The following is a 21797-nucleotide window of genomic DNA, read 5'->3' on the forward strand; positions in this document are numbered from 1 at the left end:
TGTCTAAAGAAAAATTTGAACGTTCAAAACCGCACGTTAACGTTGGTACAATCGGCCACGTTGACCATGGTAAAACTACCCTGACAGCAGCAATCACTACTGTTCTGGCTAAAACTTACGGCGGTAACGCTCGTGCATTCGACCAAATCGATAACGCACCAGAAGAAAAAGCGCGTGGTATCACCATTTCTACTTCTCACGTAGAATATGACACTCCAACTCGCCACTACGCACACGTAGACTGCCCAGGTCACGCCGACTATGTTAAAAACATGATCACTGGTGCTGCGCAGATGGACGGTGCAATTCTGGTTGTTGCTGCGACTGATGGCCCAATGCCACAAACTCGTGAGCACATCCTGTTAGGTCGCCAAGTAGGTGTTCCTTACATCATCGTTTTCCTGAACAAATGTGACATGGTTGACGACGAAGAACTGTTAGAATTAGTTGAAATGGAAGTTCGTGAACTTCTGTCTCAATACGATTTCCCAGGCGACGACACTCCAGTTGTTCGCGGTTCAGCACTGAAAGCGCTGGAAGGCAACCCAGAGTGGGAAGCGAAAATTGTTGAATTAGCGGGCTACCTGGATTCTTACATCCCAGAACCAGAGCGTGCAATTGACAAGCCATTCCTGCTGCCAATCGAAGACGTATTCTCAATCTCTGGTCGTGGTACAGTAGTAACAGGCCGTGTTGAGCGTGGTATCATCAAAGTTGGTGAAGAAGTTGAAATCGTTGGTATCCAAGCAACGGCTAAGACTACTTGTACTGGCGTTGAAATGTTCCGTAAACTGCTGGATGAAGGTCGTGCGGGTGAGAACGTTGGTGTTCTGCTGCGTGGTACTAAGCGTGAAGAAATTCAACGTGGTCAAGTACTGGCTAAACCAGGTTCAATCAAGCCACACACCCAATTCGAATCAGAAGTTTATATTCTGAGCAAAGATGAAGGTGGTCGTCATACTCCATTCTTCAAAGGCTACCGTCCACAGTTCTACTTCCGTACAACTGACGTAACCGGTACTATCGAACTGCCAGAAGGCGTAGAGATGGTAATGCCAGGCGATAACATCAACATGATCGTGACTCTGATTCACCCAATCGCGATGGATGATGGTTTACGTTTCGCAATCCGTGAAGGTGGTCGTACTGTAGGTGCGGGTGTTGTTGCAAAAATCATTGCATAATACCGCTCTTTCTGAATAAGAAAGAACTACAGAAAAGGGACGTCTTAGGACGTCCTTTTTGTTTTTGTATAGCTCATTAATTTATTTTCTTTTCAAATACTGTCATTAATGATAATTGAAATGCCAATCATTTTCATTTAAACTTACTGTACGTAATTTATGCAGGTAAATGATCATGTATGTATGCCTTTGTGAAGCAATCACTGATAAACAAATCAGGAATGTGGCGCGTAAATATCACGTCACCTCGTTGAAAGGGCTACGTCAAATTTTACCAGTAGGGCGCGAATGCGGAAAATGTATCCGACAAACGCGCGAGATTTTACAGGAAGAACTTCAGCATCTTGAAGAGCAATGTATTGAACACGTTGCATAAGCCTTTCACATACCCCTCTATTGTTTTGTTAAAATTCGCCACGCAGATAACTGTGTAAATATTATTCATGCCATCAATTTCAGTACTACACTTATAGGACTGGAAGCGATGGAGGGTAAAAATGAAAGGCGATAAAAAAATGATAGCCCACTTAAATAAATTGCTGGGCAATGAACTTGTTGCAATTAATCAATATTTTCTACATGCCCGGATGTTTAAAAATTGGGGGCTAACTAAACTCAATGAAATGGAATATCACGAGTCGATTGATGAAATGAAACACGCGGATAAGTACATTGAGCGCATTTTATTTCTCGAAGGTATTCCGAATCTACAAGATCTCGGTAAGCTGAATATTGGTGAAGATGTCGAAGAGATGCTTGCTTCAGATCTGAAATTAGAACTTGATGGCGCCAAAAATTTAAAAGAAGCCATTAGTTATGCGGATTCAATTCATGATTATGTTAGTCGAGACTTAATGATAGAGATTCTTGCAGATGAAGAAAATCACATAGATTGGATTGAAACTCAGCTTGAATTGATCAAACGTTTAGGTATTCAAAACTATCTTCAGGCACAAGTTATCGAAGAATAGCTTTGTATGATTGGCGAAAACGTAATTAGGCCCAGTGATGGGCCTTTTTTATATCTGCTAAATTTGCACATCAGAAAATTCGCACATATTTTCCCCGATTGCTTGCGTTTCGCAATAAATTACGTATAATGCGCGGGCTTACTGATGAGTAAGCCCTAAATTTTAGGACTGAAATCTCAGTATTGAGCCAACGATTTGTTGCTCATTTAGACAATACTCCCGATATGGGGGTTACATCAAGAACGATTACACTCCCCTATCAATCGAAATGGGTGCGAGGAGTAATCATTTACGTTTATAAAATAGTTGGAGCTCTGGTCTCATGCAGAACCAAAGAATCCGTATCCGCCTGAAAGCTTTTGATCATCGTTTAATCGATCAATCAACTGCGGAAATCGTAGAGACTGCTAAGCGCACTGGTGCGCAAGTACGTGGTCCTATCCCGCTGCCGACACGTAAAGAGCGTTTTACCGTTCTGATCTCTCCGCACGTTAACAAAGACGCGCGTGATCAGTACGAAATTCGCACTCACAAACGTCTGGTTGACATCGTTGAGCCAACCGAGAAGACCGTTGATGCTCTGATGCGTCTGGATCTGGCTGCCGGCGTTGACGTGCAGATCAGCCTGGGTTAATCAGGTCGTCGAACGATTGAGAGGTTGAAACAATGATTGGTTTAGTCGGTAAGAAAGTGGGTATGACTCGTATCTTCACTGAAGATGGCGTTTCCATCCCTGTAACTGTTATCGAAATTGAAAATAACCGCGTTACTCAGGTTAAAACTGCAGAAACTGACGGTTACAATGCAATTCAGGTTACTACTGGTAGCAAAAAAGCTAACCGTGTAACTAAGCCTGAAGCAGGTCATTTCGCTAAAGCTGGCGTTGAAGCTGGCCGCATTCTGCGTGAATTCCGTACTGAAGAAGGTACTGAGTTTAACGTAGGTCAAAGCATTAGCGTTGAAATTTTCGCTGACGTTAAAAAAGTCGACGTTACTGGTACATCTAAAGGTAAAGGTTTTGCCGGCACAGTTAAGCGCTGGAATTTCCGTACTCAAGATGCTACTCACGGTAACTCCTTGTCTCACCGTGTTCCGGGTTCTATCGGTCAGAACCAGACTCCGGGCAAAGTGTTCAAAGGCAAGAAAATGGCAGGCCAACTGGGTAATGAACGTGTAACTGTTCAAAGCTTAGATGTAGTACGTGTTGACGCTGAGCGCAACCTGCTGCTGGTCAAAGGTGCTGTTCCAGGAGCAACTGGTAGCAACCTGATCGTAAAACCGGCTGTCAAGGCTTAACGTCGAGGAGATAGGAATGGAATTGGTAATGAAAGACGCGCAAAGCGCGCTGACTGTTTCCGAAACTACCTTCGGGCGTGATTTCAATGAAGCGCTTGTTCACCAAGTAGTTGTTGCGTATGCAGCTGGTGCTCGTCAAGGTACTCGTGCTCAGAAAACTCGTGCTGAAGTTTCTGGTTCTGGTAAAAAACCATGGCGTCAAAAAGGCACAGGCCGTGCACGTTCTGGTTCAATCAAGAGCCCAATCTGGCGCTCTGGTGGTGTTAGCTTCGCAGCTAAACCACAGGACCACAGTCAAAAAGTTAATAAGAAGATGTACCGTGGTGCTCTGAAAAGCATCCTGTCTGAATTGGTACGTCAAGATCGTCTGATCGTTGTCGAACAGTTCTCTGTAGAAGCACCTAAAACTAAGCTGCTGGCACAGAAACTGAAAGATATGGCTCTGCAAGATGTTCTGATCATCACTGCTGAATTAGATGAAAATCTGTTCTTAGCAGCACGTAACCTGTACAAGGTTGACGTTCGTGATGCAGCAGGTATCGACCCAGTTAGCCTGATTGCTTTCGACAAAGTGGTTATGACTGCTGATGCTGTGAAGCAAGTTGAGGAGATGCTGGCATGATCCGTGAAGAACGTCTGCTACAAGTACTGCGCGCGCCGCACGTATCTGAAAAAGCTTCTACAGCGATGGAAAAAAGCAACACCATCGTTCTCAAAGTTGCAAAAGACGCAACTAAAGCAGAAATCAAAGCTGCTGTACAGAAACTGTTTGAAGTTGAAGTTGAAGGTGTTAACACTTTGCTGGTAAAAGGCAAAACTAAACGCCACGGTCAGCGTTCTGGTCGTCGTAGTGACTGGAAAAAAGCTTACGTTACGCTGAAAGAAGGCCAGAATCTGGACTTCGTTAGCGGCGCAGAGTAAGTCGGAGGAGTAAAGAACAATGGCAGTTGTTAAATGTAAACCTACGTCTCCGGGCCGTCGCCACGTTGTTAAAGTGGTTAACCCTGAGCTGCATAAGGGTAAGCCTTATGCTCCGCTGTTAGAAAAAAACAGCAAATCCGGTGGTCGTAACAACAATGGCCGTATCACTACCCGTCATATCGGTGGTGGCCATAAGCAGCATTATCGTTTAGTTGACTTCAAACGCAACAAAGACGGTATCCCTGCAGTTGTTGAACGTTTGGAATATGATCCAAACCGTTCTGCGAACATTGCACTGGTACTATATAAAGACGGTGAACGTCGTTATATTCTTGCACCAAAAGGCTTGAAAGCTGGTGACCAGATTCAATCTGGCGTTGATTCAGCTATCAAAGCTGGTAACGCACTGCCAATGCGCAACATCCCTGTTGGTTCTACAGTTCATAACATCGAACTGAAACCAGGTAAAGGTGGTCAGTTAGCGCGTTCAGCAGGTACTTACGCTCAAATCGTTGCTCGTGATGGTGCTTATGTCACCCTGCGTCTGCGTTCTGGTGAAATGCGTAAAGTTTTAGCTGATTGCCGTGCAACCTTAGGTGAAGTTGGTAACGCTGAACACATGTTACGAGTTCTTGGTAAAGCTGGTGCTAGCCGCTGGCGTGGTATTCGTCCTACCGTTCGCGGTACTGCGATGAACCCAGTTGACCATCCACATGGTGGTGGTGAAGGCCGTAACTTTGGTAAACACCCAGTAACACCATGGGGCGTTCAAACCAAAGGTAAGAAAACTCGTAGTAACAAGCGTACTGATCAATTCATCGTACGTCATCGTTCTAAAAAATAATTAGAGGATAAGCCATGCCACGTTCTCTCAAGAAAGGTCCTTTTATTGACCTGCACTTGCTGAAGAAGGTAGAGAAAGCGGTGGAAAGCGGAGACAAGAAGCCTCTCAAGACTTGGTCCCGTCGTTCAACGATCTTTCCTAATATGATCGGATTGACCATCGCTGTCCATAATGGTCGTCAGCATGTTCCAGTATTCGTAACCGACGAAATGGTTGGTCACAAACTGGGTGAATTCGCACCGACTCGCACTTATCGCGGCCACGCGGCAGATAAGAAAGCTAAGAAACGTTAAGGATAGGAGGAAGAGATGGAAACTTTAGCTATGCATCGCCACGCTCGTTCTTCTGCCCAGAAGGTTCGCTTAGTAGCCGACCTGATTCGCGGTAAGAAAGTGTCGCAAGCTCTGGAAATTCTGACCTACACCAACAAGAAAGCTGCTGGTTTAGTGAAGAAAGTACTGGAATCTGCTATTGCTAACGCAGAGCAAAACGATGGCGCTGACATTGATGATCTGAAAGTTGCGAAAATTTTCGTAGACGAAGGTCCAACTATGAAACGCATCATGCCGCGTGCGAAAGGCCGTGCAGATCGTATTCTTAAGCGCACCAGCCACATTACTGTGGTTGTGTCCGATCGCTGAGACTCTGGAGACTAGCAATGGGTCAGAAAGTACATCCTAATGGTATTCGCCTGGGTATTGTCAAACCTTGGAACTCTACTTGGTATGCGAATACTAATGAATTCGCTGACAACCTAGACAGCGACTTTAAAGTACGCCAGTACTTGAATAAAGAATTGGCAAAAGCGTCAATTTCACGCATCGTAATCGAGCGTCCTGCTAAAAGCATCCGTGTGACTATTCACACTGCTCGCCCAGGTATCGTTATCGGTAAGAAAGGTGAAGACGTTGAAAAACTGCGTAAAACAGTAGCGGATATCGCTGGTGTTCCTGCGCAAATCAATATCGCCGAAGTTCGTAAACCAGAACTGGACGCTAAATTAGTTGCTGACAGCATCTCTTCACAGCTGGAACGTCGTGTTATGTTCCGTCGTGCTATGAAGCGTGCAGTACAGAACGCAATGCGTCTGGGCGCTAAAGGTATCAAAGTTGAAGTCAGTGGCCGTTTAGGCGGTGCTGAAATCGCTCGTACCGAGTGGTATCGTGAAGGCCGTGTGCCACTGCACACATTACGTGCTGACATCGATTACAACACTTCAGAAGCGCACACCACTTATGGTGTTCTCGGCGTTAAGGTATGGATCTTCAAAGGTGAGATTCTGGGTGGTATGGCTGCAGTTGAACAAGCTGAGAAACCAGCTGCTCAACCTAAAAAGCAGCAGCGTAAAGGCCGCAAGTAAGGAGCGTCGCTATGTTACAACCAAAGCGTACAAAATTCCGTAAGGTGCACAAAGGCCGCAACCGTGGTCTGGCGCAAGGTACGGATGTTAGCTTCGGCACTTTCGGTCTTAAAGCTGTTGGCCGTGGTCGTCTGACTGCACGTCAGATCGAAGCGGCACGTCGTGCTATGACCCGTGCTGTTAAGCGTCAAGGTAAAATCTGGATTCGTGTATTCCCAGACAAGCCAATCACTGAAAAGCCACTCGAAGTTCGTATGGGTAAAGGTAAAGGTAACGTAGAATATTGGGTTGCCTTAATTCAGCCTGGTAAAGTCCTGTATGAAATGGACGGTGTGCCTGAAGAGCTGGCTCGTGAAGCATTCTCTCTGGCAGCAGCGAAACTGCCTATCAAAACCACCTTTGTAACTAAGACGGTGATGTAATGAAAGCACAAGAGCTGCGCGAAAAAAGCGTAGAAGAGCTGAACGCTGAACTTTTAAACCTGTTACGTGAGCAATTTAACTTACGTATGCAGGCTGCGAGTGGTCAGCTGCAACAGTCTCATCTAATGAAACAAGTGCGTCGTGATATCGCACGCGTGAAGACTTTACTGACTGAGAAGGCAGGTGCGTAATGAACGATAAAATCCGTACTCTGCAAGGTCGTGTAGTTAGTGACAAAATGGAGAAATCTATTGTTGTTGCTATCGAGCGTATGGTGAAACACCCTCTGTATGGTAAATTCATCCGTCGTACGACTAAATTGCACGTACATGACGAGAACAATGAATGTGGAATTGGTGACGTGGTAGAAATCCGCGAAACTCGTCCACTGTCTAAGACTAAGTCTTGGGCCTTAGTTCGCGTTGTAGAAAAAGCTGTTCTGTAATAGAATAGATTTTTCGTGATGAATAAACGGCTCTTTTTGATCGAGCCGTTTATTTTTTCCTGTCCAACACGAAGATGTGGTGTTATAATGCCGCGCCCTCGTAGTATGGGTATATTTGAACGGCCTCTTCATAATGAGGTGGCTCAGTAGTAGTTGACATTTAGCGGAGCACTAAAATGATCCAAGAACAGACTATGCTGAACGTGGCCGACAACTCCGGTGCACGTCGCGTAATGTGTATCAAGGTTCTAGGTGGCTCGCACCGTCGCTATGCACATGTAGGCGACATCATTAAAATTACTGTTAAGGAAGCAATTCCACGCGGTAAAGTTAAAAAGGGTGATGTCCTGAAAGCGGTAGTGGTGCGCACCAAGAAGGGTGTACGTCGCCCTGACGGTTCTGTCATTCGCTTCGATGGTAATGCTTGTGTGTTATTAAACAATAACAGTGAGCAAGTAATCGGTACGCGTATTTTTGGGCCGGTAACTCGTGAACTTCGTAATGAGAAGTTTATGAAAATTATCTCTCTGGCACCTGAAGTACTCTAAGGAGCGAACTATGGCAGCGAAAATCCGTCGTGATGACGAAGTTATCGTGCTAACTGGGAAAGACAAAGGTAAGCGCGGTAAAGTAAAGCAGGTTATTTCTTCTAGTAAAGTTATCGTTGAAGGTATCAATCTGGTTAAAAAACATCAGAAGCCAGTTCCGGCTCTGAACCAACCAGGTGGCATCGTTGAAAAAGAAGCGGCTATTCAAGTTTCTAACGTTGCAATCTTTAACGCGGCAACTGGCAAGGCTGACCGTGTAGGCTTTAGATTCGAAGACGGCAAAAAAGTCCGTTTCTTCAAATCTAACAGTGAAACTATCAAGTAATTTTTGGAGTATACGATGGCGAAACTGCATGATTACTATAAAGACGAAGTAGTTAATAAACTCATGACTGAGTTTAACTACACTTCTGTCATGCAAGTCCCTCGGGTCGAGAAGATCACCCTGAATATGGGTGTTGGTGAAGCGATCGCTGATAAAAAACTGCTGGATAATGCAGCAGCTGACTTAACAGCAATCTCTGGTCAAAAACCATTGATCACCAAAGCACGCAAATCTGTTGCAGGCTTCAAAATCCGTCAGGGCTATCCAATCGGCTGTAAAGTAACTCTGCGTGGCGAACGCATGTGGGAGTTCCTTGAGCGTCTGATTTCTATTGCTGTACCACGTATTCGTGACTTCCGTGGCTTGTCCGCTAAGTCTTTCGATGGTCGCGGTAACTACAGCATGGGTGTACGTGAACAAATCATCTTCCCTGAAATCGATTACGATAAAGTGGATCGTGTACGTGGTTTAGATATTACTATCACCACTACTGCGAAATCTGATGATGAAGGTCGCGCACTGTTAGCAGCGTTCAACTTCCCGTTCCGCAAGTAAGGCAGGTTACTCATGGCTAAGAAATCTATGAAAGCGCGTGATGTTAAGCGTGCTAAATTAGCTGAGAAATTCTTCGCAAAACGCGTAGAACTGAAAGCTATCATCTCTGATGTTAAAGCATCTGATGAAGATCGCTGGGACGCTGTTCTCAAGCTGCAAACACTGCCACGTGATTCAAGTCCTTCTCGTCAGCGTAACCGCTGCCGTCAAACTGGGCGTCCGCATGGTTTCCTGCGGAAATTTGGTCTGAGCCGTATTAAAGTCCGTGAAGCCGCTATGCGCGGTGAAATCCCGGGCCTTAAAAAGGCTAGTTGGTAATTGTCACCATATTGAATCACGGGAGTAAAGACAGATGAGCATGCAAGATCCCATCGCGGATATGCTGACCCGTATCCGTAACGGTCAGGCCGCGAATAAAGTTGCGGTCACCATGCCTTCCTCCAAGCTGAAAGTGGCGATTGCCAAAGTGCTGAAGGAAGAAGGTTATATTGAAGATTTTAAAATTGAAGGCGACATCAAGCCAGAATTGGAACTGACTTTGCGTTATTTCCAAGGTAAGGCTGTCGTAGAAAGCATCCAGCGTGTAAGCCGCCCAAGTCTGCGCATCTATAAGAAAAAAGATGAGCTGCCACAAGTTATGGCTGGCTTAGGTATCGCTGTTGTTTCTACCTCTAAAGGTGTCATGACTGATCGTGCAGCTCGCCAAGCTGGTCTTGGTGGCGAGATTCTCTGCTACGTAGCTTAATTCGGGAGGAAAGAATGTCTCGTGTGGCAAAAGCACCCGTCGTCATTCCTGCCGGCGTAGAGGTAAAACTCAACGGTCAGGTTATTTCGATCAAGGGTAAAAACGGCGAGCTTACTCGTACTATCCATAATGCAGTTGAAGTTAAACATGAAGATGGCCACTTAACTTTCGCTCCGCGCGAAGGTTTTGCTGATGCATGGGCACAAGCGGGTACTTCTCGCTCACTGCTGAATGCGATGGTTATCGGTGTTACCGAAGGCTTCACCAAAAAACTTCAACTGGTCGGTGTCGGTTACCGTGCAGCAATCAAAGGCAATGCAGTAAGCTTGTCTTTAGGTTTCTCGCATCCGGTTGAACACGCACTGCCAGCAGGCATTACTGCTGAATGTCCAACACAAACTGAAATCGTACTGAAAGGTGCGGATAAGCAAGTGATTGGTCAAGTAGCGGCAGAATTGCGTGCTTACCGTCGTCCTGAGCCTTATAAAGGTAAAGGTGTTCGTTACGCCGATGAAATCGTGCGTACTAAAGAGGCTAAGAAGAAGTAAGGTAACACTATGGATAAGAAAGCAGCTCGTATCCGTCGTGCGACCCGCGCACGCCGCAAGATCCAAGAGTTGGGTGCGACTCGCCTGGTGGTACATCGTACTCCACGCCATATTTATGCGCAGGTTATTGCACCTAACGGTTCTGAAACATTGGTTGCCGCTTCTACTACAGAAAAAGCTATCAATGAGCAAGTGAAATTCACTGGAAACAAAGATGCAGCAGCAGCAGTTGGTAAATTAATTGCTGAGCGTGCACTGGAAAAAGGCATCACTGTTGTTGCTTTTGACCGTTCTGGTTTCCAATATCATGGTAGAGTCCAGGCACTGGCAGATGCTGCCCGTGAAGCTGGCCTTCAGTTCTAAGGTAGAGGTGTAAGATGTCTCACATCGAAAAACAAGCTGGCGAACTGCAGGAAAAGCTGATCGCGGTAAACCGCGTAGCTAAAACCGTTAAAGGTGGCCGTATTTTCAGCTTTACCGCACTGACTGTAGTTGGTGATGGTAACGGTCGCGTTGGTTTTGGTTACGGCAAAGCGCGCGAAGTTCCGGCAGCAATCCAGAAAGCGATGGAAAAAGCCCGTCGCAGTATGAAAACCGTTGCTCTAAACAACGGCACATTATTCCACCCAGTGAAAGGTACACACACCGGTTCTCGCGTGTTTATGCAACCTGCTCACGAAGGTACCGGTATTATTGCCGGTGGTGCAATGCGTGCTGTTTTAGAGGTAGCTGGAGTTCGCAACGTACTGGCTAAAACCTATGGTTCCACTAACCCAATCAACGTGGTTCGTGCAACACTGGATGCTTTAGACAGCATGAAGTCTCCAGAAATGGTCGCAGCTAAGCGTGGAAAATCCGTCGAAGAAATTCTGGGGTAATCAGCCATGGCTAAGACTATTAAAATTACACAAGTTCGCAGTTCAATCGGTCGTCTGCCGAAACACAAGGCAACACTGGTCGGTTTAGGTCTGCGTCGCATTGGTCATACAGTAGAGCGCGAGGATACTCCTGCTGTTCGTGGTATGATCAACTTGGTTTCCTACATGGTTAAAGTTGAGGAGTAAGAGATGCGTTTAAATACTCTGTCTCCGGCTGAAGGTGCCAAGCACGCGCCTAAACGCGTAGGTCGTGGTATCGGTTCTGGTCTGGGTAAAACCGGCGGCCGTGGTCACAAAGGTCAGAAGTCTCGTTCTGGCGGTGGCGTACGTCGTGGTTTCGAAGGTGGCCAGATGCCTTTATACCGTCGTTTACCGAAATTCGGTTTCACTTCACGTAAAGCAATGATCACTGCGGAAATCCGTCTGTCTGATTTTGCTTCTGTTGAAGGCGATGTTATTGATCTGAACGCACTGAAAGCCGCGAACGTTATTGACATCCAGATTGAATACGCAAAAGTTATTCTGTCTGGCGAAGTGAATCGTGCAGTTACTGTACGTGGCCTTCGTGTTACTAAAGGTGCTCGCGCTGCAATCGAAGCTGCCGGCGGTAAAATTGAGGAATAAGTGACAGATGGCTAAACAACCAGGATTAGATTTCCAAAGTGCCAAAGGTGGAGCTGGCGAACTAAAACGCAGACTTTTGTTTGTTATTGGGGCGCTAATTGTTTTCCGAATTGGTTCTTTTATTCCAATCCCTGGTATTGATGCCACTGTGCTTGCCAAATTGCTCGAACAGCAACAAGGCACCATCATTGAAATGTTTAACATGTTCTCTGGTGGTGCTCTTAGCCGTGCTTCTATCTTTGCTCTGGGTATCATGCCGTATATTTCGGCATCGATCATTGTCCAGTTATTATCTGTGGTTAATCCACGATTAGCAGAGATCAAGAAGGAAGGAGAAGCAGGTCGTCGGAAGATAAGCCAATATACTCGCTGGGGTACTCTGGTATTAGCAATATTCCAATCTATTGGTATTGCAATGGGTCTACCGAATATGCCAGGGATGCAGGGATTAGTTCTTGATCCAGGCCTCCCATTCTACTTCACGGCAGTTGTTAGCTTAGTCACAGGGACTATGTTCCTTATGTGGTTAGGTGAGCAGATAACTGAAAGAGGTATCGGTAACGGTATTTCAATTATTATCTTCGCTGGTATTGTTGCGGGTCTCCCGCCGGCTATTGGCCATACTATCGAGCAAGCTCGGCAAGGCGATCTGCACTTCCTCCTGTTGCTGTTGGTTGCGGTATTAGTATTCGCGGTAACTTTCTTTGTAGTGTTTATGGAACGTGGTCAACGTCGTATCGTCGTAAACTACGCTAAACGCCAACAAGGACGCCGTGTCTACGCTGCACAAAGTACACATTTACCGTTAAAAGTGAATATGGCGGGTGTAATTCCTGCAATTTTTGCTTCCAGTATCATACTATTCCCGGGTACAATAGCGTCTTGGTTTGGTGATGGAACTGGTTGGGACTGGCTGACTACAGTATCTATGTACTTACAGCCTGGACAACCGTTATATGTGTTGCTTTATGCCTCTGCGATCATCTTCTTCTGTTTCTTCTATACTGCGTTGGTTTTCAACCCAAGAGAAACAGCAGATAACCTGAAGAAGTCCGGTGCATTTGTACCAGGAATTCGTCCGGGAGAGCAAACGGCCAAGTACATCGATAAGGTAATGACACGATTAACATTAGTCGGTGCTCTTTATATTACCTTTATCTGCCTAATCCCGGAGTTCATGCGTGACGCAATGAAAGTACCTTTTTACTTTGGTGGTACTTCCCTCTTAATCGTGGTTGTCGTTATCATGGACTTTATGGCTCAAGTGCAAACTCTGATGATGTCAAGTCAGTATGAGTCTGCATTGAAGAAAGCAAATCTAAAAGGTAAATAATCACGCGAGTGATTATGGTTTGCTTAGAAGTTACGGAGAGTAAAAATGAAAGTTCGTGCTTCCGTCAAGAAATTATGCCGTAACTGCAAAATTATTCGTCGCAATGGTAGCGTTCGTGTGATTTGCAGTGTTGAGCCAAGACATAAACAACGTCAAGGCTAAGAAAAAGCATTTTTTTCTTGCAAAGTTGGGTTGAGCTGGCTAAATTAGCCAGCCAATCTTTTTTATCTAAGATACATTATTGTTTGAGTATCCTGAAAACGGGCTTTTCAGCACAGTAATGTATATTTTAACTTAGGAGTGCATAGTGGCCCGTATAGCAGGCATTAACATTCCTGATCATAAACATACCGTAATCGCTTTAACATCGATTTTCGGCATCGGCAAAACTCGTTCACAGGCTATCTGTGAAGCAACTGGTATTGCTGAAAATGTTAAGATCAGTGAGCTGTCTGAAGAACAAATCGACAAGCTGCGTGACGAAGTTGCTAAATATGTTGTAGAAGGTGACTTACGCCGTGAAATTACCCTGAGCATCAAGCGTCTTATGGACCTTGGATGTTACCGTGGTTTACGTCATCGTCGTGGTCTTCCTGTGCGCGGACAGCGTACTAAGACTAACGCTCGTACCCGTAAGGGTCCGCGTAAGCCGATCAAGAAATAAGTCGGGGTATTGAATAATGGCAAAGGCACCAGTTCGTGCACGTAAGCGTGTAAGAAAACAAGTCTCAGACGGTGTGGCTCATATCCATGCTTCTTTCAACAACACAATCGTTACCATTACTGACCGTCAGGGTAACGCATTAGGTTGGGCAACTGCCGGTGGTTCCGGTTTCCGTGGTTCTCGCAAATCCACTCCGTTCGCAGCACAAGTTGCGGCAGAGCGTTGCGCAGAAGCTGTGAAAGAATACGGAATCAAAAACCTGGAAGTTATGGTTAAGGGACCGGGTCCGGGTCGCGAATCAACAATTCGTGCTCTGAACGCCGCTGGTTTCCGCATCACTAATATTACTGATGTGACTCCTATCCCTCATAACGGTTGTCGCCCACCGAAAAAACGTCGCGTTTAATACGTTTCGTTTTTTTTAGGACTGTTGGAGAAAGAAAATGGCTAGATATTTGGGTCCTAAGCTCAAGCTGAGCCGTCGCGAAGGAACAGACCTCTTCCTGAAGTCTGGTGTTCGCGCGATTGACACCAAGTGTAAATTAGAACAGGCACCTGGCCAGCACGGTGCGCGTAAACCGCGTCTGTCTGACTATGGTGTTCAGTTACGTGAAAAACAAAAAGTTCGTCGTATTTACGGTGTTCTGGAACGTCAATTCCGTAACTATTATAAAGAAGCAACTCGCCTGAAAGGCAACACAGGTGAAAACCTGCTGACCCTGCTGGAAGGTCGTTTAGATAACGTCGTTTACCGTATGGGCTTTGGCGCAACTCGCGCAGAAGCACGTCAAATGGTTAGCCATAAAGCTATCATGGTAAATGGTCGTGTAGTTAATATCGCTTCTTATCAGGTTTCCCCGAATGACGTTATCAGCGTTCGTGAGAAAGCTAAAAAACAGTCTCGTATCAAGGCTGCTTTAGAGCTGGCTGAACAGCGTGAGAAGCCAACTTGGCTGGAAGTTGATGCTGCTAAAATGGAAGGTGTGTTCAAACGTATTCCTGAACGTACTGACTTGTCTGCGGACATTAACGAACACCTGATCGTCGAGCTTTACTCCAAGTAAAGCTTAGCACCAAAGAGAGGACACAATGCAGGGTTCTGTGACAGAGTTTCTAAAACCGCGCCTGGTAGATATCGAGCAAGTGAGTTCGACGCACGCTAAGGTGACCCTTGAGCCTTTAGAGCGCGGCTTTGGCCACACTCTAGGTAACGCACTGCGCCGTATTCTGCTTTCGTCTATGCCGGGTTGTGCGGTGACAGAAGTTGAGATTGATGGTGTACTGCATGAGTACAGCACCAAAGAAGGTGTACAGGAAGATATCCTGGAGATTCTCCTCAACCTGAAAGGGCTGGCGGTAAAAGTTCAGGGGAAAGATGAAGTTATTTTAACCTTGAATAAATCTGGCATTGGCCCTGTGACTGCAGCCGACATCATCCATGATGGTGATGTCGAAATCGTCAAGCCACAGCATGTGATCTGCCACCTTACTGACGAAAGCGCATCTGTAAATATGCGTATTAAAGTTCAGCGTGGTCGTGGTTATGTGCCGGCTTCTGCCCGAGTTCATTCGGAAGAAGATGAGCGCCCAATCGGTCGTCTGTTAGTCGATGCTTGCTATAGCCCTGTAGAGCGTATTGCCTACAATGTTGAAGCAGCTCGTGTTGAACAGCGTACTGACTTGGATAAGTTAGTAATCGAAATGGAAACTAATGGTACAATCGATCCTGAAGAGGCGATTCGCCGTGCAGCTACCATTCTGGCTGAACAACTTGAAGCTTTTGTTGACCTACGTGATGTACGTCAGCCAGAAGTTAAAGAAGAGAAACCAGAATTCGATCCTATCTTACTGCGCCCAGTTGACGATCTGGAATTGACTGTCCGCTCTGCTAACTGCCTCAAAGCAGAAGCTATCCACTACATCGGTGATCTGGTACAGCGTACAGAAGTTGAGTTGCTCAAAACTCCGAACCTTGGTAAGAAATCTCTTACTGAAATTAAGGACGTCTTGGCATCTCGTGGTCTTTCTCTGGGCATGCGCTTAGAAAATTGGCCACCAGCAAGTATTGCTGATGATTAGGATCACAGGTTAAGGTTTTACTGAGAAGGATAAGGTCATGCGCCATCGTAAGAGTGGTCGTCAATTGAACCGCAACAGCAGCCACCGCCAAGCTATGTTCCGTAACATGGCAGGTTCTTTAGTTCGTCATGAAATCATCAAGACGACTCTGCCTAAAGCGAAAGAACTGCGTCGCGTCGTTGAGCCGCTGATTACTCTTGCCAAGACCGACAGCGTAGCTAATCGTCGTCTGGCATTCGCACGTACTCGTGATAACGAGATCGTTGCAAAATTATTTAATGAACTGGGACCTCGTTTCGCAGCTCGCGCAGGTGGTTACACTCGTATTCTTAAGTGTGGCTTCCGCGCAGGCGACAACGCTCCGATGGCTTACATCGAGCTTGTTGACCGTGCTGTTGAGTCTCAAGAAGCAGCTGCAGAGTAATCTGTAATTGCTTTCAAGAAAACCGGGTGTATTGCCCGGTTTTTTTGTACCTGCTATTCTTACCCTCCAAATTAATTCTTTTCCATCCTTGAATTTTTATTTTCTATCCATACTTATAGGCATAAGAAAATGAGCATGTATAAGATTGGTCAAATAGCTAAATTGGCAGATGTAACACCAGATACAATCCGTTTTTATGAAAAGCAGGGTTTGATGGGGCACAAAACGAGAACTGAAGGTGGCTACCGGTTGTTTACGGAGCAAGATTTACAGCGCCTACGTTTTATCCGTTATGCTAAGCAGCTAGGGTTTACACTTGAAGCGATAACTGAGCTATTGTCGATCCGAGTTGATCCCGAACACCATACTTGTCAGGAATCAAAGAATATTGTTGATATCAGGCTGATTGAAGTGGAAAAGAAGATCCAAGAGCTGATCATTATGAGAGACTCACTGAAGACCTTGAGTTCAGCATGTTGTGGTGATGAGCATGCATCGACATATTGTTCTATCATGGAGATCCTAGAAAAAGGCGCATCAAAAATTTATTAATTTAAAACTGATAATGAAGGTAGATTATGAATAAGTATCAGCATAAGCGTGGTGAGATTAAAGATAATGCCATTGAGGCACTGTTACATGACCCACTATTTCGCCAGAGAGTTGAGAAGAATAAGAAAGGTAAAGGAAGCTATACAAGAAAAGGAAAAGCAAATAAGGCAGGTAACTGGGAGGCCAGTGGTAATCGGTTAATAAACTGATTACCACTGGCCTTTTAGTTATTTTTTATTCTGTTCTTTCAGTAAGTCACGAATTTCAGATAGTAAAACTTCTTCTGTAGATGGAGCAGCAGGTTCTGCTGGTGCAGCCTCTTCTTTTTCACGACGAACTTTGTTCATTACCTTGATTGCCATAAAAATAGCAAATGCGACAATAACAAAATCAAAAACTGTTTGGATAAACATCCCATAATTCATCACTACGGCAGGTACACTCCCTTCCGCTTCTCGAAGTACAAGGCTGAATTGTTTAAAATCTACGCCACCAATGATTAATCCTAATGGTGGCATGATCACATCGGCAACTAATGAAGAAACAATTTTACCAAATGCAGCACCAATAATAATACCGACAGCCATATCCACAACGTTGCCTTTCATGGCAAATTCGCGGAACTCTTTTAAAAAACTCATGTACGACCCCTTCCCTTTATTTATTAACTAAATGACTAAACGTGCGGAACCACGTAACAAAATTATAGTATCTAGAATTATTAACCTGCAAATTTTTACTATTTATTTTAGATAATTATAAAAATAACGGACTTGGCTGGAACAGCTTTTCTACATCCGGAACATATTTTTTATCGGTAATAAACATAATGACATGGTCACCTTGCTCGATAATATGGTAATCACTAGCAATAATGACTTCTTCCTCTCTTACGATGGCACCAATAATTGTCCCTGGAGGAAGCTTAATTTCTGATATTTTCTTACCAACCACTTTTGATGTGTTTTCATCACCGTGGGCGATCGCTTCAATGGCCTCTGCAACTCCTCGGCGCAATGATGAAACACTGACAATATCCGCCTTTCTGACATGACCAAGTAAAGCTGAAATGGTTGCTTGCTGTGGAGATACGGCAATATCAATAACACCACCTTGAACTAATTCAACATAGGCAGAGCGTTGAATTAATACCATGGCTTTTTTAGCGCCCATTTTTTTCGCAAGCATAGCGGACATGATATTTGCTTCATCATCATTGGTAAGCGCAATAAAAACATCCATTTGTTCAATGTGTTCTTCTGTAAGTAACTCTTGATCTGAGGCATCACCATAAAAAACAATCGTATCATGGAGCAATTCAGCTAATTCAGTTGCTCTTTCCTGATTACGTTCAATCAGTTTAACGCTATAGTCTTTTTCCAATCGCTTAGCTAAGCCAGCACCTACGTTGCCACCACCAACAATCATTAAACGCTTGTAGGGTTTTTCTAATCGCTGGAGCTCACTCATTACCGCTCTAATATGTTGAGTGGAGGCAACGAAGAAAACTTCATCACCCGCTTCAATAATGGTGGAACCTTGAGGGCGAATCGGTCTATCTTGACGGAATATCGCGACAACGCGAGTATCAATGTGTGGCATGTGCTCACGTAAGCTAGACAATGCATTACCTACTAGAGAACCCCCATAGTAGGCTTTTACAGCAACAATGCTTACTTTACCTTCGGCAAAATTAACGACCTGTAGAGCCCCCGGATATTGTATAAGTTTATAGATATATTCAATAACCAGCTGTTCCGGTGATATCAGATAATCAATAGGGATTTGTTCTGCCAAAAAAAGCTTGTCAGCTTCGCGGATATATTCGGTTGCACGAATACGTGCGATTTTATTCGGCGTATTAAATAGGCTATAAGCAATTTGACAAGCAACCATGTTGGTCTCATCTGAGTTAGTTACCGCAACTAACATATCCGCATCTTCAGCTCCAGCATCTCTAAGAACTCGGGGATGAGATCCATGCCCATTAACTACGCGCAGATCAAACTGATCCTGTAGCTGACGCAAGCGATCGGCATTGGTATCAACAACGGTAATATCGTTATTTTCATCCACTAAGTTTTCAGCGAGTGTCCCACCGACTTGCCCTGCACCTAGAATAATGATCTTCATAGCATCTTCCTATCTCAGAGTCTTTGTTAAATATTACTGTACGTGCTTGAGTAAGCGGGCGTAAAAGAAACCATCACCCCCTGTTATGCTTGGTAATATTTGTAAGCCTAATTCTGTACCATCATTCATACTTGCATCAGTATGTTTAGAAAGGAAATGCTGAATCTGCTGGCTATTTTCTTCAGGCATGATGGAGCATGTGGCATACACTAATGTGCCGCCAGGTTTTAAGTATGGCCATACAGCCTCTAAGATTTGAGCCTGTAACTGAGATAGCTCTTGAATATCTGAATCGCGCCTTAGCCATTTAATATCAGGGTGGCGTCTAATAACTCCCGTTGCAGAGCATGGGGCATCAAGCAAAATACGATCAAATTGTTGACCTTTCGTCCATTCTTCAGGTTTGGTACCATCCCCTTGAATAACAATAGCTTGTTGCTTCAATCTTTGCAGATTTTCTTTCACTCGCTTGAGCCGTGACTCATCAATATCTACGGCGAGAACATGGGCTTTAGGGGCAAGTTCTAAAATATGTGTTGTTTTCCCGCCCGGTGCTGCACATAAGTCGAGAATATTTTCGCCATTAGCTGGAGAGAGTAGTTCAGCGCAACCTTGTGCAGAGACGTCTTGCACTGTTGACCAGCCATCTTCAAAACCGGGTAAGCGGGTAACAGGAGTCGCTTCTTCTAAACGAATTGCACTTGGATGTGATGGGTGCAAGTATGCTGTAATTTCTGCTTGTTCGAGTAACTCTAAATATTGTGCGGCTGTATGATGTTGGGAGTTAACTCTCAACCACATAGGTGGACGCTGATTATTGGCATCAACAATATTTTCCCAGCTATCAGGGTAGGCGGCTTGAATGCGTTTTAATAACCAACTAGGATGTAAATATTGGCTATTATTATTTGTGTTACGTTCTTCTAATTGAACTTGCTGACGTTGGAAAGAGCGTAGTACCCCATTTATTAGGCCTTTCAACTGTGGGCGCTTTAATGCAACTGCACCATCCACGGTTTCTGCTAAAGCCGCATGTGCAGGGATGCGAGTATAGAGTAATTGATAAAGCCCAACCATGATGAGGTAATGCAAAGTTCTTTGCTTGCCTGTTAGCTGTTTTTCCATTAGCTGACTAATAAACCATTCGAGCTTTGGTAGATAACGTAAAACTCCGAAGCAAATCTCCTGCAGTAGCGCTTTATCTTTATCATTAATATTACGTTGTAGATCAGGTAAAACGGTACTTAATGATTGCCCGTTATCTAATACTTGACTAATGGCGGTCGCTGCGATACTACGCAAATTATATTTGTTTTTCATAATTGAAAGAGAGTCTATTAGTTACTTAAGTAGCATTACCGAATTTTGCATTTTTAGGTAATGCTACCAATATATTAGTCTAGCAATTGCTCAGGTATGAACCATTCGCGGCGGGAGTTAAGTATATCTTGCGCACTCATCGCTTTTTTGCCTGGTGGTTGTAGCTGAGTAATATTTAATATCCCATTACCAGTTGCAACACTGATGCCTTTTTTATCGGCACTGATGATAGTACCTGGGCGCTGATTATGTTCTTGAGCGATGGCTTCAGCTTGCCATACTTTGATTAATTGCTCTTGAACCATGAAATAACTCATTGGCCAAGGATTAAAGGCTCGAATACAGCGCTCAATGTGTTCAGCTGGTAGCTGCCAATCAATTCGCGCTTCATCTTTAGATAATTTTTCAGCGTAATTAGCGAGAGAATCATCTTGTTTCTCTGGGATACAATGACCTGAAGAGAGTAAATTTACTGTATGAATAAGTGCTTTAGGCCCTGTAATCGCCAGTTTTTCATATAAAGTTGCACTGGTATCTTCAGCAGTAATCGGACAAATAGCTTTATATAGCATATCTCCGGTATCAAGGCCGGCATCCATTTGCATGATAGTGACACCAGTTTCGTGGTCGCCAGCCCAAATGGATCGTTGGATTGGAGCTGCGCCTCGCCAACGTGGTAACAACGAACCATGAACATTCAAACAGCCTAAACGGGGGATATCCAAAACTGCTTGCGGTAGGAGCAAACCATAAGCAACGACAATCATCAGATCAGCATTTTGATCTTTGATCCACTGTTGATTGTCTGGGTCACGTAAAGTAACAGGCTGGAAAACTGGTATTCCGTGTTCTTCCGCAAGGATCTTCACAGGGCTCGCTGTTAGCTTTTTGCCTCTACCTGCAGGTTTATCGTGACGAGTTAATACACCAACAATATTATGATTGGTTTCTAACAATGCGGCCAAATGCTTAGCTGCGAAATCAGGCGTACCTGCAAAAATAATTCTTAATGGTTCTGACACGATCCTTTCCCATTTATAGTAATAAAGACTAACTTCTTATCAACTCAACGACTTTTAGCTTCTTTAGCTCTCAGTCTATCGAGTTTTTCTACTTTCTGACGAATACGTTGACGCTTCAAAGGTGATAAGTAATCAACGAACAATTTTCCAACTAAATGGTCCATTTCATGTTGGATGCAGATAGCAAGTAGGCCATCAGCTTCAAGTTCAAATGATGTACCGTTATAATCAAGGGCACGAACTTTCACTTTCTCCGCTCTTGGTACAAATCCTAGCTGTTCAGGGATAGATAGGCAGCCTTCTTCTATACCAGTTTCGCCTTCTTTATTAAGCAGCTCAGGATTGATAAGTACAAGGCGTTCATTACGTGATTCAGAAACGTCAATAACGATGATGCGCTGGTGGATATCCACTTGCGTTGCTGCGAGTCCAATACCTTCTTCGTCATACATCGTATCGAACATATCATCAATAATACGCTGGATAGATGCATCAACTTTTTCAACTGGTTTTGCAACGGTGCGAAGGCGCTCGTCTGGATAATGTAACACGTTTAAGACTGACATAAATTTTTCGAGTAGTTTCCAAAATTTGAAAGGTAATT

General features: G+C 44.6%; 38 protein-coding genes. 33 read left to right on the plus strand and 5 right to left on the minus strand.

All coding sequences use genetic code 11. The annotated features are described in order from the left end of the window. The 33 genes from tuf to GKR48_RS00165 form a co-directional block, all read left to right on the plus strand. Nucleotides 1-1184 (plus strand): elongation factor Tu (gene tuf / locus GKR48_RS00005; RefSeq protein ID WP_036950356.1); only part of this gene is annotated, 1184 nt, incomplete at its 5' end. A gap of 175 nt (nt 1185-1359) precedes the next feature. Continuing rightward, nucleotides 1360-1560 carry a bacterioferritin-associated ferredoxin gene (bfd, locus tag GKR48_RS00010; RefSeq protein WP_036955919.1) on the plus strand — a complete coding sequence of 67 codons (201 nt, stop codon included), beginning with the start codon at nt 1360-1362 and terminating at the stop codon, nt 1558-1560. A 121-nt stretch (nt 1561-1681) separates the two neighbouring features. Beyond that, nucleotides 1682-2155, plus strand: a complete 474-nt coding sequence (gene bfr, locus GKR48_RS00015; protein WP_036955915.1) for a bacterioferritin — start codon at nt 1682-1684, stop codon at nt 2153-2155. Between the two features lie 322 nt (nt 2156-2477). Then, the gene (gene rpsJ, locus GKR48_RS00020; protein WP_001181005.1) at nt 2478-2789 is read left to right on the plus strand and encodes a 30S ribosomal protein S10; all 312 of its coding nucleotides are present in this window, start codon (nt 2478-2480) and stop codon (nt 2787-2789) included. A gap of 32 nt (nt 2790-2821) precedes the next feature. Next, nucleotides 2822-3451, plus strand: coding sequence for a 50S ribosomal protein L3 (gene rplC / locus GKR48_RS00025; protein ID WP_036955911.1), 630 nt, complete (start codon nt 2822-2824; stop codon nt 3449-3451). A gap of 16 nt (nt 3452-3467) precedes the next feature. Continuing rightward, the gene (gene rplD, locus GKR48_RS00030; protein WP_036955909.1) at nt 3468-4073 is read left to right on the plus strand and encodes a 50S ribosomal protein L4; all 606 of its coding nucleotides are present in this window, start codon (nt 3468-3470) and stop codon (nt 4071-4073) included. After that, nucleotides 4070-4372, plus strand: a complete 303-nt coding sequence (gene rplW, locus GKR48_RS00035; RefSeq protein ID WP_006657015.1) for a 50S ribosomal protein L23 — start codon at nt 4070-4072, stop codon at nt 4370-4372. The genes rplD and rplW overlap by 4 nt, the downstream gene beginning before the upstream one ends. 19 nt (nt 4373-4391) lie before the next feature. Next, nucleotides 4392-5216: a 50S ribosomal protein L2 gene (gene rplB, locus GKR48_RS00040; protein WP_006657016.1), complete on the plus strand. Its 825-nt coding sequence runs from the start codon at nt 4392-4394 to the stop codon at nt 5214-5216. Between the two features lie 14 nt (nt 5217-5230). After that, the gene (rpsS, locus tag GKR48_RS00045; protein WP_004265426.1) at nt 5231-5509 is read left to right on the plus strand and encodes a 30S ribosomal protein S19; all 279 of its coding nucleotides are present in this window, start codon (nt 5231-5233) and stop codon (nt 5507-5509) included. Nucleotides 5510-5524: 15 nt separating this feature from the next. Next, nucleotides 5525-5857 (plus strand): 50S ribosomal protein L22, encoded by a 333-nt coding sequence (gene rplV / locus GKR48_RS00050; protein WP_004265430.1) that lies wholly within the window; start codon nt 5525-5527, stop codon nt 5855-5857. A 17-nt stretch (nt 5858-5874) separates the two neighbouring features. After that, complete coding sequence (rpsC, locus tag GKR48_RS00055) at nt 5875-6576, plus strand: 30S ribosomal protein S3 (protein WP_004907131.1); 702 nt, start codon at nt 5875-5877, stop codon at nt 6574-6576. 11 nt (nt 6577-6587) lie between these two features. Then, entirely contained in the window at nt 6588-6998 is a 411-nt protein-coding gene (gene rplP, locus GKR48_RS00060; RefSeq protein WP_004926449.1) for a 50S ribosomal protein L16, read from the plus strand. After that, nucleotides 6998-7189, plus strand: coding sequence for a 50S ribosomal protein L29 (gene rpmC / locus GKR48_RS00065; protein ID WP_006657017.1), 192 nt, complete (start codon nt 6998-7000; stop codon nt 7187-7189). Before rplP ends, rpmC begins: the two co-directional genes overlap by 1 nt. Further along, nucleotides 7189-7443: a 30S ribosomal protein S17 gene (gene rpsQ, locus GKR48_RS00070; protein ID WP_006657018.1), complete on the plus strand. Its 255-nt coding sequence runs from the start codon at nt 7189-7191 to the stop codon at nt 7441-7443. Before rpmC ends, rpsQ begins: the two co-directional genes overlap by 1 nt. Nucleotides 7444-7619: 176 nt before the next feature. Then, on the plus strand, nt 7620-7991 hold the full coding sequence (rplN, locus tag GKR48_RS00075; protein WP_004265449.1) for a 50S ribosomal protein L14: 372 nt from the start codon (nt 7620-7622) through the stop codon (nt 7989-7991). Nucleotides 7992-8001: 10 nt separating this feature from the next. Next, entirely contained in the window at nt 8002-8316 is a 315-nt protein-coding gene (gene rplX / locus GKR48_RS00080; protein ID WP_004265452.1) for a 50S ribosomal protein L24, read from the plus strand. Nucleotides 8317-8331: 15 nt separating this feature from the next. After that, on the plus strand, nt 8332-8871 hold the full coding sequence (gene rplE / locus GKR48_RS00085; RefSeq protein WP_006657019.1) for a 50S ribosomal protein L5: 540 nt from the start codon (nt 8332-8334) through the stop codon (nt 8869-8871). A 12-nt stretch (nt 8872-8883) separates the two neighbouring features. After that, complete coding sequence (rpsN, locus tag GKR48_RS00090; protein ID WP_004265458.1) at nt 8884-9189, plus strand: 30S ribosomal protein S14; 306 nt, start codon at nt 8884-8886, stop codon at nt 9187-9189. Between the two features lie 34 nt (nt 9190-9223). After that, nucleotides 9224-9616 carry a 30S ribosomal protein S8 gene (gene rpsH / locus GKR48_RS00095; RefSeq protein WP_004907134.1) on the plus strand — a complete coding sequence of 131 codons (393 nt, stop codon included), beginning with the start codon at nt 9224-9226 and terminating at the stop codon, nt 9614-9616. A gap of 14 nt (nt 9617-9630) precedes the next feature. After that, entirely contained in the window at nt 9631-10164 is a 534-nt protein-coding gene (gene rplF / locus GKR48_RS00100) for a 50S ribosomal protein L6 (RefSeq protein WP_006657020.1), read from the plus strand. A 9-nt stretch (nt 10165-10173) separates the two neighbouring features. After that, nucleotides 10174-10527: a 50S ribosomal protein L18 gene (gene rplR, locus GKR48_RS00105; RefSeq protein WP_006816326.1), complete on the plus strand. Its 354-nt coding sequence runs from the start codon at nt 10174-10176 to the stop codon at nt 10525-10527. A 14-nt stretch (nt 10528-10541) separates the two neighbouring features. Beyond that, a complete protein-coding gene (gene rpsE / locus GKR48_RS00110; protein ID WP_006657022.1) occupies nt 10542-11042 on the plus strand; it encodes a 30S ribosomal protein S5 in 501 nt (166 codons plus the stop codon). Between the two features lie 6 nt (nt 11043-11048). After that, nucleotides 11049-11228, plus strand: coding sequence for a 50S ribosomal protein L30 (gene rpmD, locus GKR48_RS00115; protein WP_006657023.1), 180 nt, complete (start codon nt 11049-11051; stop codon nt 11226-11228). Nucleotides 11229-11231: 3 nt separating this feature from the next. Next, nucleotides 11232-11666, plus strand: coding sequence for a 50S ribosomal protein L15 (gene rplO / locus GKR48_RS00120; protein WP_006657024.1), 435 nt, complete (start codon nt 11232-11234; stop codon nt 11664-11666). A gap of 7 nt (nt 11667-11673) precedes the next feature. Then, the gene (gene secY, locus GKR48_RS00125; RefSeq protein WP_006657025.1) at nt 11674-12999 is read left to right on the plus strand and encodes a preprotein translocase subunit SecY; all 1326 of its coding nucleotides are present in this window, start codon (nt 11674-11676) and stop codon (nt 12997-12999) included. A 45-nt stretch (nt 13000-13044) separates the two neighbouring features. Beyond that, a complete protein-coding gene (rpmJ, locus tag GKR48_RS00130; protein ID WP_004265484.1) occupies nt 13045-13161 on the plus strand; it encodes a 50S ribosomal protein L36 in 117 nt (38 codons plus the stop codon). 145 nt (nt 13162-13306) lie between these two features. Beyond that, nucleotides 13307-13663, plus strand: coding sequence for a 30S ribosomal protein S13 (rpsM, locus tag GKR48_RS00135; RefSeq protein ID WP_004907144.1), 357 nt, complete (start codon nt 13307-13309; stop codon nt 13661-13663). A 16-nt stretch (nt 13664-13679) separates the two neighbouring features. After that, the gene (rpsK, locus tag GKR48_RS00140; RefSeq protein WP_004388621.1) at nt 13680-14069 is read left to right on the plus strand and encodes a 30S ribosomal protein S11; all 390 of its coding nucleotides are present in this window, start codon (nt 13680-13682) and stop codon (nt 14067-14069) included. A 37-nt stretch (nt 14070-14106) separates the two neighbouring features. Beyond that, nucleotides 14107-14727: a 30S ribosomal protein S4 gene (rpsD, locus tag GKR48_RS00145; protein ID WP_004265487.1), complete on the plus strand. Its 621-nt coding sequence runs from the start codon at nt 14107-14109 to the stop codon at nt 14725-14727. A gap of 25 nt (nt 14728-14752) precedes the next feature. Beyond that, a complete protein-coding gene (locus tag GKR48_RS00150) occupies nt 14753-15742 on the plus strand; it encodes a DNA-directed RNA polymerase subunit alpha (protein WP_036955903.1) in 990 nt (329 codons plus the stop codon). 37 nt (nt 15743-15779) lie between these two features. Beyond that, nucleotides 15780-16166, plus strand: a complete 387-nt coding sequence (rplQ, locus tag GKR48_RS00155; RefSeq protein ID WP_036955900.1) for a 50S ribosomal protein L17 — start codon at nt 15780-15782, stop codon at nt 16164-16166. A gap of 135 nt (nt 16167-16301) precedes the next feature. Next, the gene (zntR, locus tag GKR48_RS00160; RefSeq protein ID WP_036955922.1) at nt 16302-16718 is read left to right on the plus strand and encodes a Zn(2+)-responsive transcriptional regulator; all 417 of its coding nucleotides are present in this window, start codon (nt 16302-16304) and stop codon (nt 16716-16718) included. A gap of 26 nt (nt 16719-16744) precedes the next feature. Next, nucleotides 16745-16927 carry an alternative ribosome-rescue factor A gene (locus GKR48_RS00165; protein ID WP_442959352.1) on the plus strand — a complete coding sequence of 61 codons (183 nt, stop codon included), beginning with the start codon at nt 16745-16747 and terminating at the stop codon, nt 16925-16927. Between the two features lie 18 nt (nt 16928-16945). Here the strand turns inward: GKR48_RS00165 and mscL are convergent, their stop codons facing one another. From mscL to def, 5 genes are all read right to left on the minus strand, one after another. Further along, nucleotides 16946-17359 (minus strand): large-conductance mechanosensitive channel protein MscL, encoded by a 414-nt coding sequence (mscL, locus tag GKR48_RS00170; protein WP_036955890.1) that lies wholly within the window; start codon nt 17357-17359, stop codon nt 16946-16948. A gap of 115 nt (nt 17360-17474) precedes the next feature. Further along, nucleotides 17475-18851 carry a Trk system potassium transporter TrkA gene (gene trkA, locus GKR48_RS00175; RefSeq protein WP_154626028.1) on the minus strand — a complete coding sequence of 459 codons (1377 nt, stop codon included), beginning with the start codon at nt 18849-18851 and terminating at the stop codon, nt 17475-17477. A gap of 33 nt (nt 18852-18884) precedes the next feature. Next, nucleotides 18885-20171 carry a 16S rRNA (cytosine(967)-C(5))-methyltransferase RsmB gene (gene rsmB, locus GKR48_RS00180; protein WP_154626030.1) on the minus strand — a complete coding sequence of 429 codons (1287 nt, stop codon included), beginning with the start codon at nt 20169-20171 and terminating at the stop codon, nt 18885-18887. A 74-nt stretch (nt 20172-20245) separates the two neighbouring features. Beyond that, nucleotides 20246-21193 carry a methionyl-tRNA formyltransferase gene (fmt, locus tag GKR48_RS00185; protein WP_336431093.1) on the minus strand — a complete coding sequence of 316 codons (948 nt, stop codon included), beginning with the start codon at nt 21191-21193 and terminating at the stop codon, nt 20246-20248. Between the two features lie 44 nt (nt 21194-21237). Continuing rightward, a complete protein-coding gene (gene def, locus GKR48_RS00190) occupies nt 21238-21759 on the minus strand; it encodes a peptide deformylase (protein ID WP_154626032.1) in 522 nt (173 codons plus the stop codon). Nucleotides 21760-21797 lie beyond the last annotated feature (38 nt).

Source organism: Providencia sp. wls1943 (assembly GCF_009706275.1).
GTDB lineage: Bacteria > Pseudomonadota > Gammaproteobacteria > Enterobacterales > Enterobacteriaceae > Providencia > Providencia zhijiangensis.